Annotated in this window: 15 protein-coding genes; 14 read left to right on the forward strand and 1 reads right to left on the reverse strand. The window is 65.4% G+C overall.

Features of this window, described 5'->3' with window-relative positions; all coding sequences use genetic code 11:
* Positions 1-72: 72 nt before the first annotated feature.
* Positions 73-2,607 (forward strand): sensor domain-containing protein, encoded by a 2,535-nt coding sequence (locus ACRHIG_RS08105; RefSeq protein ID WP_489629865.1) that lies wholly within the window; start codon positions 73-75, stop codon positions 2,605-2,607.
* Here ACRHIG_RS08105 and ACRHIG_RS08110 read toward each other — a convergent pair.
* Positions 2,604-3,581 (reverse strand): endonuclease/exonuclease/phosphatase family protein, encoded by a 978-nt coding sequence (locus tag ACRHIG_RS08110; protein ID WP_475417332.1) that lies wholly within the window; start codon positions 3,579-3,581, stop codon positions 2,604-2,606. The genes ACRHIG_RS08105 and ACRHIG_RS08110 overlap by 4 nt on opposite strands.
* Before the next feature lie 37 nt (positions 3,582-3,618).
* On the opposite strand from ACRHIG_RS08110, the gene ybaK reads away from it, so the two are divergent.
* From ybaK to ACRHIG_RS08175, 13 genes are all read left to right on the forward strand, one after another.
* Positions 3,619-4,110: a Cys-tRNA(Pro) deacylase gene (ybaK, locus tag ACRHIG_RS08115; protein ID WP_489629866.1), complete on the forward strand. Its 492-nt coding sequence runs from the start codon at positions 3,619-3,621 to the stop codon at positions 4,108-4,110.
* A 97-nt stretch (positions 4,111-4,207) separates the two neighbouring features.
* Entirely contained in the window at positions 4,208-4,852 is a 645-nt protein-coding gene (plsY, locus tag ACRHIG_RS08120) for a glycerol-3-phosphate 1-O-acyltransferase PlsY (RefSeq protein ID WP_289945846.1), read from the forward strand.
* Between the two features lie 90 nt (positions 4,853-4,942).
* Positions 4,943-5,614: a DsbA family oxidoreductase gene (locus tag ACRHIG_RS08125; RefSeq protein ID WP_475417333.1), complete on the forward strand. Its 672-nt coding sequence runs from the start codon at positions 4,943-4,945 to the stop codon at positions 5,612-5,614.
* Between the two features lie 70 nt (positions 5,615-5,684).
* Complete coding sequence (locus ACRHIG_RS08130; RefSeq protein ID WP_489629867.1) at positions 5,685-5,975, forward strand: DUF427 domain-containing protein; 291 nt, start codon at positions 5,685-5,687, stop codon at positions 5,973-5,975.
* Positions 5,976-6,019: 44 nt separating this feature from the next.
* The gene (locus ACRHIG_RS08135; RefSeq protein WP_489629868.1) at positions 6,020-6,979 is read left to right on the forward strand and encodes a DUF2157 domain-containing protein; all 960 of its coding nucleotides are present in this window, start codon (positions 6,020-6,022) and stop codon (positions 6,977-6,979) included.
* Complete coding sequence (locus ACRHIG_RS08140; RefSeq protein WP_489629869.1) at positions 6,976-7,674, forward strand: DUF4401 domain-containing protein; 699 nt, start codon at positions 6,976-6,978, stop codon at positions 7,672-7,674. The genes ACRHIG_RS08135 and ACRHIG_RS08140 overlap by 4 nt, the downstream gene beginning before the upstream one ends.
* Positions 7,644-8,474 carry a GDYXXLXY domain-containing protein gene (locus ACRHIG_RS08145; protein ID WP_489629870.1) on the forward strand — a complete coding sequence of 277 codons (831 nt, stop codon included), beginning with the start codon at positions 7,644-7,646 and terminating at the stop codon, positions 8,472-8,474. The genes ACRHIG_RS08140 and ACRHIG_RS08145 overlap by 31 nt, the downstream gene beginning before the upstream one ends.
* Positions 8,408-8,635: a GDYXXLXY domain-containing protein gene (locus tag ACRHIG_RS08150; protein WP_489629871.1), complete on the forward strand. Its 228-nt coding sequence runs from the start codon at positions 8,408-8,410 to the stop codon at positions 8,633-8,635. Before ACRHIG_RS08145 ends, ACRHIG_RS08150 begins: the two co-directional genes overlap by 67 nt.
* 102 nt (positions 8,636-8,737) lie before the next feature.
* A complete protein-coding gene (locus tag ACRHIG_RS08155) occupies positions 8,738-9,982 on the forward strand; it encodes a metal-dependent hydrolase (RefSeq protein ID WP_489629872.1) in 1,245 nt (414 codons plus the stop codon).
* 107 nt (positions 9,983-10,089) lie between these two features.
* The gene (locus tag ACRHIG_RS08160; protein WP_489629873.1) at positions 10,090-11,841 is read left to right on the forward strand and encodes a cation:proton antiporter domain-containing protein; all 1,752 of its coding nucleotides are present in this window, start codon (positions 10,090-10,092) and stop codon (positions 11,839-11,841) included.
* Between the two features lie 81 nt (positions 11,842-11,922).
* Positions 11,923-12,831: an ion transporter gene (locus ACRHIG_RS08165; protein ID WP_475417339.1), complete on the forward strand. Its 909-nt coding sequence runs from the start codon at positions 11,923-11,925 to the stop codon at positions 12,829-12,831.
* Between the two features lie 49 nt (positions 12,832-12,880).
* Positions 12,881-13,564: a hypothetical protein gene (locus ACRHIG_RS08170; RefSeq protein WP_489629874.1), complete on the forward strand. Its 684-nt coding sequence runs from the start codon at positions 12,881-12,883 to the stop codon at positions 13,562-13,564.
* A complete protein-coding gene (locus ACRHIG_RS08175; RefSeq protein WP_489629875.1) occupies positions 13,525-13,860 on the forward strand; it encodes a 3-oxoacyl-[acyl-carrier-protein] synthase III C-terminal domain-containing protein in 336 nt (111 codons plus the stop codon). The genes ACRHIG_RS08170 and ACRHIG_RS08175 overlap by 40 nt, the downstream gene beginning before the upstream one ends.
* The last annotated feature ends 8 nt before the right edge of the window (positions 13,861-13,868 follow it).

The following is a 13,868-nucleotide window of genomic DNA, read 5'->3' on the forward strand; positions in this document are numbered from 1 at the left end:
GGTCGGGATGGTTGCGCCACCGGACAGGCCATTTGCCCGCCGGTTGCCGCGCGGCCGCGCCACGGGGGCCTGATGTCTGATCGGATTGTCGGAGCCGCCCCGTCGCCGGGCCGTTTGCTGGCCGCGGCCGAACCGCAGGCGGGGCCGGCCGGCAAGGCGCTCGATTTGCTGTCCATCATCGTTGCCGCCGTCGAGCAGGCGCCCGGCCTGGCCGTGCGTGGCATCGACCGCGACGGCATCGTGCGCTACTGGAGCTTTGGTGCGGCGCGCCTGTACGGCGTGGCGGCCGAGCTGGCGCTGGGCCAGCCGTGGGCCAGGGTGGCCGCCTCGCTGCCCGGTGGCGCCACCCTGGCCGAGGAGCTTGCCGGCGAACTGGCGGCCGTGTGGGAGAGCGGCAAGGCGCGCGGCATGCGCCTGTGGAAGCTCGATGCCGACGGGGCCGCGCCGCGCTGCATCTGTTCCACCGTGTTTCCGGTCATGCAGTCTGGACGTGTGCGGCAAGTGGTGTGCATCGATGCCGACATCACGGCCAGCGGCCAGGATGGCGCTGCGCAGGGCGCCTTGTTGCTGATGGGCGACAATTTCCGCCAGTTGTACGAGAAATCCGCCGACGCCATCGTGCTGCTGCGCGACGAGCACATCGCCGAGGCGAATCCGGCCGCCATTGCCTTGTTTCAATGCGAAGACCGGCCACGGCTGCTGGGGCGCCGCCTCAGCGACTTTTCGCCCTTGCGCCAGCCCGATGGCGAATTGTCCTCGTTGCGCGGCACGCAGCTGGCGGCGCAGGCCCACGCCGACGGCAACTGCCGCTACGACTGGCGCTATCAGACGTGCGCGGGCCAGCTGTTCTGGGGCGAAGTGCTGCTCACCTCCGTCACGCTCGACCATAGCTATCTGTTTTACGCCGTTATCCGTGATATTTCCTCACGCAAACTGGCCGAGCGGGCACTGTACCTGTCGGCGCAGGTGGTCGAGCATGCGCGCGAAGCCATCGTCGTGATGGACCCGCAGCAGCGCGTCGTCAGCATGAATCCCGCGTACAGCGAGATCAGCGGCTACAGCCTGGACGACATGCTGGGCAAACCCTTCGTCCCGCACGGCGTCGAGCCGGACGCGCCCGCGTTTTTCGACCATGTGTGGGACGAAGTCGATGCCAACGGTTATTGGCAAGGCGACATCGTCGGCCAGCGCAAGGCGGGCGGGCGCTATCCGGCCTGGCTGTCGCTGACGGCCATCCGCGACCCGCAGGGGCAATTGAGCAATTACCTGGCCATCCTCAGCGACATCAGCGAGCGCAAGAAAAACGAGGAGCACACGCGCCACCTGGCCGAGCACGATTTCCTCACCGACTTGCCGAACCGCGTGCTGCTGCTGGACCGGCTGTCGCTGGCGCTGGCAGCCGCGCGGCGCAAGCTGAGCATGCTGGCCATCCTGTACCTGGATCTCGATCATTTCAAGCACATCAACGACAGCATGGGCCACCACGTGGGCGACCTGCTGCTCAAGGAGGTGGCGCGGCGCCTCGTGCGCTGCGTGCGCGGCGTCGATACCGTCAGCCGGCATGGCGGCGACGAGTTCGTCATCATCCTGGCCGAGGTGGGCGGCATCGACCAGGTGGCCCACGTGGCGGCCAGCCTGCTGCATGCCGTCACGCAACCCTATCAGCTGGGCGAGTACGAATTGCATGTGTCGACCTCGATCGGCGTGGCCATCTTTCCCAGCGATGGCGACAGCATCGATACCCTCGTGCACAACGCCGACATCGCCATGTACCACGCGAAGGAAAGCGGGCGTAACAATTTTCAGTTTTTCAATGCGGAGATGAATGCGCAAATCGTCGAGCGGGCCAGCCTGGAGCAAGGCTTGCGCGCGGCGCTGGGGCGCGACGAATTCGTGCTCGAATTCCAGCCCGCGCTCGATGTCGCCAGCGGGAAAATCATTGGTGCCGAAGCGCTGCTGCGCTGGCGCCACCCGCAACTGGGCCTGCTGCCGCCCGAGCGTTTCATCGCCGTGGCCGAGGAATGCGGCTTGATGGTGTCGATCGGCAACTGGGTGCTGCAGCAAGCCTGCCGCCGCGCACGCGCCTGGCACGATGCGGGCCATGCCTGGCGCGTGGCCGTGAATCTGTCGCCGGCGCAATGTCTGCACAATGACTTATTGCTCAGCGTGCAAGAGGCGCTGGCCGTGTCGGGCTTGCCCGCCGCCTGCCTGGAACTGGAAGTGACGGAGTCCTTGCTGATGAAAGGGGGCGCGCGCCTGGCCGGCGTGCTGGCGCAGCTGCGCGCGCTGGGCGCCAGGCTGGCCATCGACGATTTCGGCACCGGCTATTCGCGCCTGGCCAATCTGCGCCATTATCCGGTGGATCAACTCAAGATCGACCCGTCGTTCCTGCCGGCCGCGGCGGACGGCGCGGCCGGCGAGTCCGACACGGCCATCGCCGCCACCATCATCGCCATGGCGCGCGAGCTGCAATTGACGGTGATCGCCGAAGGCGTGGAAACGGCGCAGCAGCTGGCGTATCTGCGGGGGCAGGGCTGCCAGCAATACCAGGGGCGCTATGCCAGCGCGCAAGTGGCGGGCAGTGCTCTGGCGAAGTTATTGAATTAGTGAATGTTTCCCAGCAGCTTGATGCGTGCGAGCACCTGGCCATGGTCGGACGCATGCGGCAATCCCAGCAGCAAATGGTCGTTCAGATACGTCACTTCCTGCAGCACGCCGATGGCGCGCGGCGAGGCGGGGTGGAAATGCTCGGACACGAGGATGTGGTCGATCGTCATGTAGGCGCTGTCGTGGATATTCGTGTAGCCCACGTGGCGCAGGGCATCCTGGCGCAGCTGGATGGCATTGGCGTCGTACAGGCGCGCGCGCATTTCCATGCCCGGTTCGCACGGCGCGCCCGCGCCCATGACGATGGACGTGGTGACGGCATTGGCGATGTCGTTGAAGTCGCCCAGCACGATGCGGGGACGGCCAGTGTGGCCCAGTTCGCTTGCCAGCACGCGCAGGGCCACGGCTTCCGCGCCGCGCCGCTGCAGCGAGCGCAGGTTGGCCAGCGCGTAGGCGGCCGCATCGTTGCCGTCGCCGTGGCGGTAGTCGGGCCGGCGCGATTTCAAGTGCACGACGACCACGTCGGTGAGTTGTCCGCCCGGCAAGATGACCTGGACATGCAGGGGCGCGCGGGCGAAGCGGCAGGCGTTGTCGTCGGCGGGCTGCCTGTCGGCGGACACGGTCACGCCGGCGGGAAAATTCGCCCAGGCAACACCAGCACCGGCCAGCGGCAGGCGCGATACGAGCGCCACCGTGGGCAGCATGCGTCCGGCAATATCCGTCGCATCGTAGCCGGCCAGCGTGGCTGCGCGGTAGTGGCGCGTGCGCGACAGCACGTCGCGCAGGGCCGCCTGCGAGAAAATTTCCTGGAAACCGATCACGTCGGCGTCGAGCAGGTCGATCTGCCGCGCCGTCCATTCCGCCTTGGCCTCGTATTGCGCCGGGCTCAACGGTTCCAGGTTGTCATACAATTTCGCCCCGGCGGGGGCCAGGTTGCAGACATTGAATGTGGCAAAGCGGATTTCTTCCTGCATAATTAGCACTCCTCACTGAACGATCAGCGTATCACGCATGGCTAAAAAAGAGCATATTTCCGAAACCCAGGCGACGCAGCTGCTGCGCAAGCATCACGTTTCCTTCGAAGAACACCCGTATCCGTACGAGGAGCACGGCGGCACCAGCGTCTCGGCGCGCGAACTGGGGGTACCGGAACATGCGGTGATCAAGACCCTGGTGATGCAGGACGAGGCGGCCAAGCCGATGATCGTGCTCATGCATGGCGATTGCAAGGTGTCGACCAAGAATTTGGCGCGCGGCATCGGCTGCAAGTCCGTCGAGCCATGCAAGCCCGAGGTGGCGCAGCGCCATTCCGGCTACATGATCGGCGGCACCTCGCCGTTCGGCACGAAGAAGGCCATGCCCGTCTATGTGGAGCAATCGATCCTGGAATTGCCGCGCATCTACATCAATGGCGGACGGCGCGGTTTCCTCGTCTCGCTGGCGCCGCAGGTCTTGCTCGACTTGCTCAAGGCTAAGCCGGTGCAGTGCGCGCTGCAAGATTAAGAAAACCAGACGCCGCCCTGTCCCTGGACTGGACGCTGGTGTATATTCTGCTGCGCCAGCCTCGATGCTGGTGTAATAAACACAATAAAGGGAAGAAATGAATCCAGTAATCACAACCGTGGCAATGACAGTGGCCGCTTACTTGCTCGGCTCGATATCGTTTGCCGTGGTGATGAGCAAGGTCTACGGCATTGCCGATCCGCGCACCTATGGCTCGAAAAACCCGGGCGCCACCAACGTGCTGCGCAGCGGCAACAAGGGCGCGGCCATCATGACCCTGCTGGGCGATGGCGCCAAGGGCTGGCTGGCCGTGTTCCTGGCCGACCATTTTGCCAGCGCGCTGGGCGTGGGCGACACGGCCGTGGCCCTGGTCGCCATCGCCGTCTTCCTCGGCCACTTGTGGCCCGTGTTCTTCCGCTTCGTCGGCGGCAAGGGCGTGGCCACGGCCCTCGGCGTGTTGCTGGGCATTAATCCCTGGCTGGGCCTGGCGACCCTGGCCACCTGGCTGATCATCGCCTACGCCTTCCGCTATTCCTCGCTGGCAGCCCTGGTGGCGGCCCTGTTCGCGCCGTTTTACTATGGCTTGCTGTTCGGCGTCGATCCCATCTTGCTGGCCGTGATCGTCATGAGCGTGCTGCTGGCGTATCGCCACAGCCAGAACATCGCGAACTTGCTCTCTGGCAAAGAAAGCAAGATCGGCGGCAAGAAGGATGGGGCCAAGGCGCCCGTCAAGAAAAAGTAAGCGCTTGATTTCCCGCGGCCCGCACGCATATACAGTGCTTGCGGCGCCGCGCGGTGCGGCCGCCACCGACCCGCGCAAAGGCTGCTCACCATGACCGTTTCCACCACCTCCGCCACACCCGCTCCCCTCCGTATCGATTTCGTTTCCGACGTTTCCTGCCCCTGGTGCGTGATCGGCCTGAAGTCGCTGGAGCAGGCGCTGGACAAGTTGCAAGACACCGTCCAGGCCGAGATCCACTTCCAGCCCTTCGAGCTGAACGCCAATATGCCGCCCGAAGGCGAGGATATCGGCGAACACATCGCCCGCAAATACGGCTCCACTCCCGAACAGATGGCGCAATCGCGCGAAGCGATCCGCGCGCGCGGCGAACAGCTGGGCTTTACCTTTGCGATGGACAAGCGCGGGCGCATCTACAACACTTTCGACGCGCACCGGCTGCTGCACTGGGCCGGGCTGGAAGGGCGCCAGAAGCAACTCAAGATGGCGCTGTTCGATGCCTACTTCACGCAAGGCCAGGATCCGTCCTCGCACGAGGTGTTGCTGAACGTGGCGGGCAAGGTGGGCCTCGATACCGCGAAAGCGGCCGAGGTGCTGGCGTCCGATGCCTATGCGGACGAGGTGCGCGCGCAGGAGCGCTTCTACCAGCAGAACGGCATCAATTCGGTGCCCGCCGTCATCATCAACGAGCGCCACCTGATTTCCGGCGGCCAGCCTCCCGACGTGTTTGAGCAAGCCTTGCGCCAGATCATCACCGGCGCCTGAACGGGGCGCCAATGGCGCGCGCCATGGCAGACTTTTTGCGCTACACTCGGCGCAGAAGGAGGATAGTCAAATGCTAACAGCCAGCTGGAATGGCGCCGTCATCGCGCAAGCCGCCGACGATCAGGTGCAAGTCGTTGAAAACAATGTATATTTTCCTTTGTCGGCGGTGACGCAGGAATACCTGCGTCCCAGCAGCCACACGAGTATCTGCCCGTGGAAGGGCACGGCCAGCTATTACGACCTCGTCGTCGATGGCCAGACGAATGCCAACGCCGCCTGGTACTATCCCCAGCCCAAGGACGCCGCCAAGCAAATTGCCGGCCACGTCGCCTTCTGGCGCGGCGTGAGCGTCGGGCGCTGACCTGACTCCCCCGATTTTCCCACCATTCCCACAGAAAGCAGACGATGGATTTACGCCTCGCCGTGTACCAGCTCGCCTCGGCCCATGCGCTCGATGCCCAACAAACCCGGCAGTTGCAGGAAGCGGCCGGCTTCCAGCGCGAACCGGCGCGCCTGGCCTACTGGCTGCCGCGCGGCGTGGCCGTGCTGGGCGCCGCGCTGCTGGGCATGGGCTTGATCTGCTGGGTCGCCGCCAACTGGGAAGACCTGGGCCGCATGGGCCGCTTTGCCCTGCTGCAAGGCGTGCTGGCCGCCGCCTGCGTGGGCGCCTTCGCCGTGCCCAAGGCGCGCGTACCGCTGCTGCTGATGGCCTTGCTGGCCATCGGCGGCCTGTTCGCGTATTTCGGCCAGACCTACCAGACGGGCGCCGATCCGTGGCAATTGTTCGCCCTGTGGGCCGTGCTGGCCTTGCCCCTGTGCCTGGTGGCGCGCAGCGACGTGCTGTGGACGCCGTGGATGCTGGTGCTGGCCACGGCCGCCGCCCTGTGGATGCAGGCGCATGCGCGCCACAGCTGGCGCATCGATTCGGCCGATCTCTCCATTTTCGTCAGCGGCTGGCTGGCCGTGCTGCTGGCCTGTGCGTTCGTCTCGCCCCTGCTGGCGCGCTGGACGGGCGCGGGCAACTGGGCCTTGCGCCTGGGCCTGGTACTGGCCACCATCCTCATCACGGGCACGGCCGTCAGTGCCCTGTTCGGCAATGAGATCGAATCGCCGTACTGGGCCGGTCTCGGCTTGCTGGCCGTCGCCGCTGTCCTGCTGGCCACGCGCCGCTACTTTGACGTGTTCGGCCTGAGCGCCGTCGCGCTCGGTATCAATACCTTGCTGGTGGGAGGGCTGACGCACGTGCTGTTCAACGGCCATGGCGATGGCGTCGGCGCGCTGGCCATGCTGGGCTTGCTGGCCGCCGTGCTGCTGGCGCTGACCGTGCAAGGCATTCTGTGGCGCACGCGCCAGGAGGCGGCATGAGCAAGATGAACATTCAGCGCGACGATGCGCTCGCCACCCTGATCGACGATGCCACGCGCGCCGGCCTGTTGCCGCCCAACGCCAGCCGCCCCGTGCAGGATGTACGGCCGTGGCCGCTGGTGCTGATGACGGCCTTCGGCGCCTGGCTTGCCGCCATCCCCCTGATGATCACGCTGGGCGTGGGCCTGGAAAGCGTGGTGCGCCACGGCCCCGGCGCGTATGTCGTGGCCGCCATCGTGCTGGTGGTGTCCGTGCTGCTGATCCGCACGCGCGGCGTGGCGCTGTTTGTCGAGCAGCTGGCCGTGCCCTGCCTGCTGGTGGGCGGCGGCTTGCTCGGCTATGCCCTGTACCGCGACTATTCCACGCAGACGGCGTCGCTGCTGCTGTGCCTGGCAACCCTGGTGGTGGCCGCCGCCTTGCCGCGCGACTGGCTGCGCGTGCTGCTGGGTCTGGTCGCCTGCGGCCTGCTGGGGCTGGGCATCGTCGACAGCACGCGCGACTGGATCTTCGATAACGACCCGACGCAACTGTATCTGGCCTGGATGCTGGCCCTGGCCCTGTGGCTGGCGGCCCACTGGCTGCAGAAGCAGGCCTTCAACGATGGCCGCGGCGCCCCGTCGCCGCCTTCCTGGAATCGCTGTCGACGGGGTGGGTCCTGGCCATCTTGCTGGGGCTGGTCTTCTGGTCCGGCATGACCTTCATGCTGGGCGGTGCCTTGGGCGGCGGCTTCACGGGCGAAGTGGCGCGCGAAGTGAGCCGGCACCATGCCGGCGCCTGGTATGCGCAAGCGTTGAACGGCGTCTCGCTCGTGCTGGCCACGGCCGCCGCCGCCTGGACGGGCTGGCGCTGGCCGGCGCTGCGCCAGTTGCCCGCCATCGGCGTGGCGCTGGTGCTGATCGTGCTGGCGTGGTTCATGCCGGCGCTGGGGCCCGTGCTGCTGATCCTCGCCTACTGCGTGACGAGCGGGCGTACACGCGTGGCCGTGGCCGCCGCGCTGGCGGCGGCGTGGATCATCGGCAGTTTTTATTACCAGCTGGCCTGGCCGCTGGCCAGCAAGGCGGCGCTGCTGGCCGTGGCCGGCGCCGTGCTGTGCGCCCTGTCGTGGCTGGCCACGCGCGGCGCCGTGCTGCACCTGGTGGAAAGCAAACCGGCGGACGTGGCGGTCGAGCGCCGCTTCTTGCGCCTGGGTGCGCTGGGCGGCTTGCTGCTGGTGCTGCTGGTCGCCAATATCGGCATCTGGCAGAAGGAGCAATTGATTGCCAAGGGCGAGGCCATCTTCGTGGCGCTGGAACCCGTCGATCCCCGCTCGCTGATGCAGGGCGATTACATGCGCCTCAATTTCGTCAACCTGGGCGTCCTCTCCACGTTGGCCAGCGTGGAGCGGGCGCCGGGCCGTCCTTCGTGGTGGCCCGGCGCGATGCGCGCGGCGTGGCCGAACTGCTGCGCCCGTACACCAAAGAGGCGCTGGCGCCCGGCGAATTCCTGCTCGAGCTGACGCCGAAGGATGGCAACTGGGTGCTGGTCAGCGATGCCTGGTTCTTCAAGGAAGGCGAGGCGGCGCGCTGGGAAAAGGCCCGTTACGGCGAGTTCCGCGTGCTGCCCGATGGCCGCGCCTTGCTGGTGGGCATGCGTGGGGAAGATTTACAGGCGCTGTAGCCGCTTGATTGAACAAACCCAATGGCAGAATCCGGGGTCGTACCCTGAGGGGACGACCCCAGCCTTTGCTCTTGGGGTGGCCGTATCCTGTAAAATTGCCCCATGGATAATATTACGCATTCGGTCCTCGGCCTCGGGGTCGGCGAACTGGTACACCGCAGTCTGCCGCCCGAGCCGCAAGCCCCCGCACAGCGCACCCGGCGCGCGCTGTTTCTGTTTACGGCCTGGTTTGCCAGCAACGCGCCCGACCTGGACCTGGTGCTGACCAGACTGCTGCCGCGTCCGTTCGGCTACATGCTGCACCACCGTGGCCACACGCATACCTTGCTGCTGGCCTTGCCGCAGGCGCTGCTGTTGCTGGCCCTGCTGTGGCTGTTGTGGCCCGGCGCGCGGCGCTTGCTCAAGGAGAGCGTGCCCGCCCGCATCGGTCTGGCGGCTTGTCTGCTGCTGGGATTTTGCTTGCACATGGGCATGGATTTCCTCAATTCCTATGGCTTGCACCCGTTTTACCCGTTCAACAGCCGCTGGCTGTATGGCGACATGGTCTTCATTGTCGAACCCATGTTCTGGGTGCTGCTGGGCGTGCCCGTGATCATGTCATTGCGCTACGGTATCGTCAAAAGCGTGCTGCTGGCCGGATTGGCGGCGGCCCTGTGCTTCTTTACCTATAAAACCTACCTGGCGCCCGCCGCGCTGGCCGTGCTGCTGGGGCTGGGCGCGGTGCTGGCCGTGCTGCAAGGGCGGGCCGGCGAGCGGGGGCGGGGACCGCTGCTGCTGGCCTTTGCGCTGGCCGCCACGTTTATCGGCACGCAGGGCGTGGCGTCGGCCATCGGCCGCACGCGCATCGAGGCGGCCGTGCAGCGGCTCGATCCCGGCACGCGCGTGTGGGACGTGGCGATGACGGCGTTTCCCAGCAACCCCCTGTGCTGGATCTATGTCTCGCTCGACAGCAAGACGGACGTGTATACCTTGCGGCGCGGCACCCTGAGCCTGCTGCCCGCATCGCTGGCGCCCGCCGCCTGCCCGGCCGGCCTGGCGGAAACGGGCAAGCGGGGCCAGCAACTGGCGCCCGGCATCGCCGTCTCCGCCCAGGCGGCCGGCAGCCTGGGCGCCATGCGTGCGCTGCAGGAAGAAAATTGCTATGTGGACGCCTGGTTCCGCTTTGCCCGCATGCCCAGATTGAATGCGGACAAGCTGACGGACGTGCGCTTCAACCCCGGCATGTTGCCCAATTTCACGACCGTGGAACTGCGGCAATTCCGCGGCCGGCCATGTCCCGCCTACGTGCCGGGCTGGGACCGCCCCCGTGCCGACATGCTGGCGTTGCCGAAAGAGGATGGCAAGTAGCGGATATGTTGCTCTGTGGAAAAAATATCGTGTGTGCACTTACTTCCCTGTCGCCCAGCATGCGACAATTGTAAATTCGGCATGCATGCCATTAAGTTAGGATTATCTTGGAAGAGCAACACGCCTTACCGTATCTGCGGGAAACCCTGCTGTTTCTCGCCTTGGCCGGGATTTTTATTCCGCTATTGCAACGCCTGAAGGTCAACCAGGTGCTCGGCTTCCTGGCCGTGGGCGCCCTGTTCGGCCCGTTCGGCTTTGGCCTGTGGGCAGGCGACTTCACGTGGCTGACGTATTTTTCGTTCGTGCGCGCCGAGCAGGTCAGCGGCCTGGCCGAGCTGGGCGTGATGTTTCTGATGTTCATGATCGGCCTGGAACTGTCGACGGAACGGCTGTGGGCGCTGCGGCGCTGGGTGTTCGGCGCGGGCGTGGGGCAGGTGGCCGTCAGCGCCTGCCTGATCGGCGGCGTCGCGTATTACTTCGGCCTGTCGCTGGAAGCGTCCATCGTGCTGGGCCTGGTGCTGTCGCTGTCGTCCACGGCCGTGGTGATGCAGCTGCTGACGGACCAGCGCTCCCTGCAGACCCCGGCCGGCCAGGCGGGCTTTTCCATTCTGATGTTCCAGGATCTGATGGTGGTGCCGCTGTTCATCCTGATCGACGTGTTCGCCAGCGGGCGCAGCGACGACCTGGCGTACCTGCTCAGCTTTGCGGCCGTGAAATCGGCCGGCGCCATCCTGCTGATCTATCTGCTGGGACGCCGCGTGATCCGTCCCCTGTTCCAGTTTTTCGTCAAGAAACGCCAGCCCGACGTGTTCATGGCATTGACCCTGCTCAGCACCCTGGGCATCGCGGGCCTGACGTATCTGGCGGGCCTGTCGATGGCGCTGGGCGCCTTGCTGGCCGGCCTGCTGCTGGCGGAAACGGAATTTCGCCACGAAGTGGAAGTGACGATCGAGCCCTTCAAGGGTTTGCTGATGGGCCTGTTCTTCATGTCGGTGGGCATGCAGATCGACGTGCGCGAAATCCTCAAGTCGCCCATCCTGATTCCCTTGGCCGTGCTGAGCCTGTTTGCGGTGAAAACCCTGGTCATCAGCGTGATTTTCCGCATCGGCGGCTTTCACTGGGGGCGCGCCGTGGAAACGGGCGTGCTGCTGGGACAGGGCGGCGAATTCGCCTTCATCGTCGTCGCATATGCGCTCGGTACCAAGCTGATCGGCCCGCAGGTGGCGCAGTTCGTCATGCTGGTGGTGGGCCTGAGCCTGTTCGCCACGCCGGCGCTGGCCAAGGCGGCGCGCGCCTTCGGCAACTGGTGGGAGCGGCGCCACCACCATCAGCTGGCCGACCTGGCGCACGGCGCGCTGCCGCCGCAGGGCAGCACCGTCATCATCGCCGGTTTCGGCCGGGTGGGGCAGTTGCTGGCCAAGGTACTGACGGAGCAGGATATCGCGTATGTGGCGATTGAAAACGATGCGCGCCTGGTGACGACCCTGCATCCGCGCGGCTTTCCCGTGTATTTCGGCGATGCGTCGCGCGCGGAACTGTTGCAAAAGGTCAATGCCGACCGCGCCGCCGCCGTCGTGCTGACGATGGACCATGCGGCGTCCGTGCTGCACGCCGTCAAATCGATCCGCCGCGAATATCCGCTGCTGCCCGTGTATGCGCGCGCCCGCGACGAGGCGCATGCGGTGGCCCTGATCCAGGCGGGCGCCACCCTGGTCGTGCCCGAGGCGCTGGAGTCGGCGCTGCAGCTGACGGCTACCGTGCTGCACACGGTGGGCCTGTCGGAAGCGCGCACGACGGACATCGTGCAAGCGGAGCGCGACCGGCGCAATGCCGTGCTGCTGGCGAAAAAATTGTCGTAGGGCAAACCTTAGTGCAAACGTGCGTGTCGCCGTGCTTTGTCAATTATCTATACAATAATAGTATATGAGCACACTAACCACATGAAAGCCGCGACGAAGAGCGGGGCGGCCCCGCTGACGCCGCAGCAAATTGCCGCGCAGGAAACGCAACAGAAATATGGCAAGCCCGAGCGGGGCTGGCGCGAACAGGTGTACACCGTCATTTTCGAGGCGGAAACGCGCACGGGCCGCGCCTTCGACCTGCTGCTGATCGCCGCCATCCTGATCAGCGTGACGGTGGTCGTGCTCAGCAGTGTCGCCTCCGTGGCCGAGCGCTATGGCACCTGGCTGACGGCGCTCGAATGGTTTTTCACTATTTTATTTACCATCGAGTATTTCGCCCGCCTGTCGTGCCTGCAGCATCCGGTGCGCTACGCCAAGAGTTTTTTCGGCATCATCGACTTGCTGGCCATCGTGCCGACCTATATCGGCTTGCTGCTGCCGGGTGCGCACGTGCTGATCGACGTGCGCATTTTGCGCCTGCTGCGCATGTTCCGTATCCTCAAGCTCACCTCGTATGTGCATGAGTACACGGTGCTGGGGCGGGCCTTGCTGGCCAGCCGGCGCAAGATCCTCATTTTCTTGTCTTTTGTCATGATGGTGGTCTTTCTGCTGGGTACTGTGATGTATGTCGTGGAGGGGCCGGAAAACGGTTACAGCAGTATCCCCACGTCGATTTACTGGGCCATCAGCACCATGACCACGGTCGGTTTCGGCGATATCACGCCGAAGACGGACATCGGGCGCACCATCGCCTCGCTGATGATGCTGCTGGGCTGGGGCATCCTGGCAGTGCCTACCGGCATTATCAGCGCCGAGATGACGGTGCAGCGCAGCTCCAAGCTGGTCACCACGCGTACCTGTCCCACGTGTCTGAAAGAAGGGCTCGATGACGATGCCAATTTCTGCAAGAACTGCGGGGTCGATTTGCCGCCGCTGGCGCGCGATTAGCGCATAGACCATACATAGACCATATTTACTTTACTTTGTTAAGGCCAACATGATTCCAGTTCGCCTGATCGCGACGGGCAAGGCCTTGCCGTCGCATAGTGTGACTTCCGCCAGCCTGGACCTGAAATTGGGGCATCCGGACGGCTATACCCTGCGCAAGAGCGGCGTGCTGTCGCGCTTTGTCGCCGCGCCCGATGAATCGCAAAGCCAGCTGGGCGCCGCCGCCCTGCTCGACGCGCTGAAGAATGCCAGCCTGCGTCCGGCCGACATCGACTTGCTGATCTGCGCCTGCGGCGTGCCCGAGCAAGCCTTGCCGAATACGGCCTGCTTCGTGGCCGAACATGCCGGTTTGCCGCCAGGCACGCAAAGTTTCGACGTCAACGCCAGCTGCCTCAGTTTCATGGCCGCTTTCCGCGTGGCCGCGTCCATGCTGGCCGGCGGCGCCTACCGCCGCATCGCCATCGTCTCGTCCGACCTCGCCTCGCGCGGGGTCGACTGGAGCGAGCCGGAAGCGTCGATGATCTTTGGCGACGGCGCCGCCGCCGTCATCGTCGAGCGGGGCGACGGCAGCGCCGGCATCCGCGCCTACAAGATGGGCACGTATCCGGAAGGGCGGCGCTACTGCGAAATCCGCGGCGGCGGCACCGAGCGCAACCCCGCAACGGCTGCGAACCGGGCGACTACCTGTTCCGCATGGATGGCAAGGCCGTGTTCCGCCTGGCCGTCAAGGTGATGCCGGATTTCCTGACGGAACTCATGCAGGAATCGGGCGCGGGACTGGATAAAATCGACGTGGTCGTGCCGCACCAGGCCAGTCCGCTGGGCCTCGCGCATGCGGCGCGCATCCTCGACGTCCCCGATGCTAAAATCATCAAGATCTTTGAAACGCATGGCAACCAGGTGGCCGCGTCCCTGCCCACCGCCCTGCACGAGGCGGTGATGACGGGGCGGGCCGTGGCAGGCCAGCGTTTGCTGATGATGGGCACGGCCGCGGGCCTGACCATCGGCGGCATGATTCTTGACCTGTGAAGGTGGTG

The sequence above is a fragment of the Janthinobacterium sp. C22 genome, assembly GCF_057919405.1.

Bases quoted from the DNA above. Each gene is read 5' to 3' on its own strand.
- ACRHIG_RS08175 (WP_489629875.1), top strand. From the start codon at position 13,525: ATGGATGGCAAGGCCGTGTTCCGCCTGGCCGTCAAGGTGATGCCGGAT.
- ACRHIG_RS08155 (WP_489629872.1), top strand. From the start codon at position 8,738: ATGGATAATATTACGCATTCGGTCCTCGGCCTCGGGGTCGGCGAACTG.
- ACRHIG_RS08135 (WP_489629868.1), top strand. From the start codon at position 6,020: ATGGATTTACGCCTCGCCGTGTACCAGCTCGCCTCGGCCCATGCGCTC.
- plsY (WP_289945846.1), top strand. From the start codon at position 4,208: ATGAATCCAGTAATCACAACCGTGGCAATGACAGTGGCCGCTTACTTG.
- ACRHIG_RS08105 (WP_489629865.1), top strand. From the start codon at position 73: ATGTCTGATCGGATTGTCGGAGCCGCCCCGTCGCCGGGCCGTTTGCTG.
- ybaK (WP_489629866.1), top strand. From the start codon at position 3,619: ATGGCTAAAAAAGAGCATATTTCCGAAACCCAGGCGACGCAGCTGCTG.
- ACRHIG_RS08130 (WP_489629867.1), top strand. From the start codon at position 5,685: ATGCTAACAGCCAGCTGGAATGGCGCCGTCATCGCGCAAGCCGCCGAC.
- ACRHIG_RS08165 (WP_475417339.1), top strand. From the start codon at position 11,923: ATGAAAGCCGCGACGAAGAGCGGGGCGGCCCCGCTGACGCCGCAGCAA.
- ACRHIG_RS08170 (WP_489629874.1), top strand. From the start codon at position 12,881: ATGATTCCAGTTCGCCTGATCGCGACGGGCAAGGCCTTGCCGTCGCAT.
- ACRHIG_RS08110 (WP_475417332.1), bottom strand. From the start codon at position 3,581: ATGCAGGAAGAAATCCGCTTTGCCACATTCAATGTCTGCAACCTGGCC.
- ACRHIG_RS08140 (WP_489629869.1), top strand. From the start codon at position 6,976: ATGAGCAAGATGAACATTCAGCGCGACGATGCGCTCGCCACCCTGATC.
- ACRHIG_RS08125 (WP_475417333.1), top strand. From the start codon at position 4,943: ATGACCGTTTCCACCACCTCCGCCACACCCGCTCCCCTCCGTATCGAT.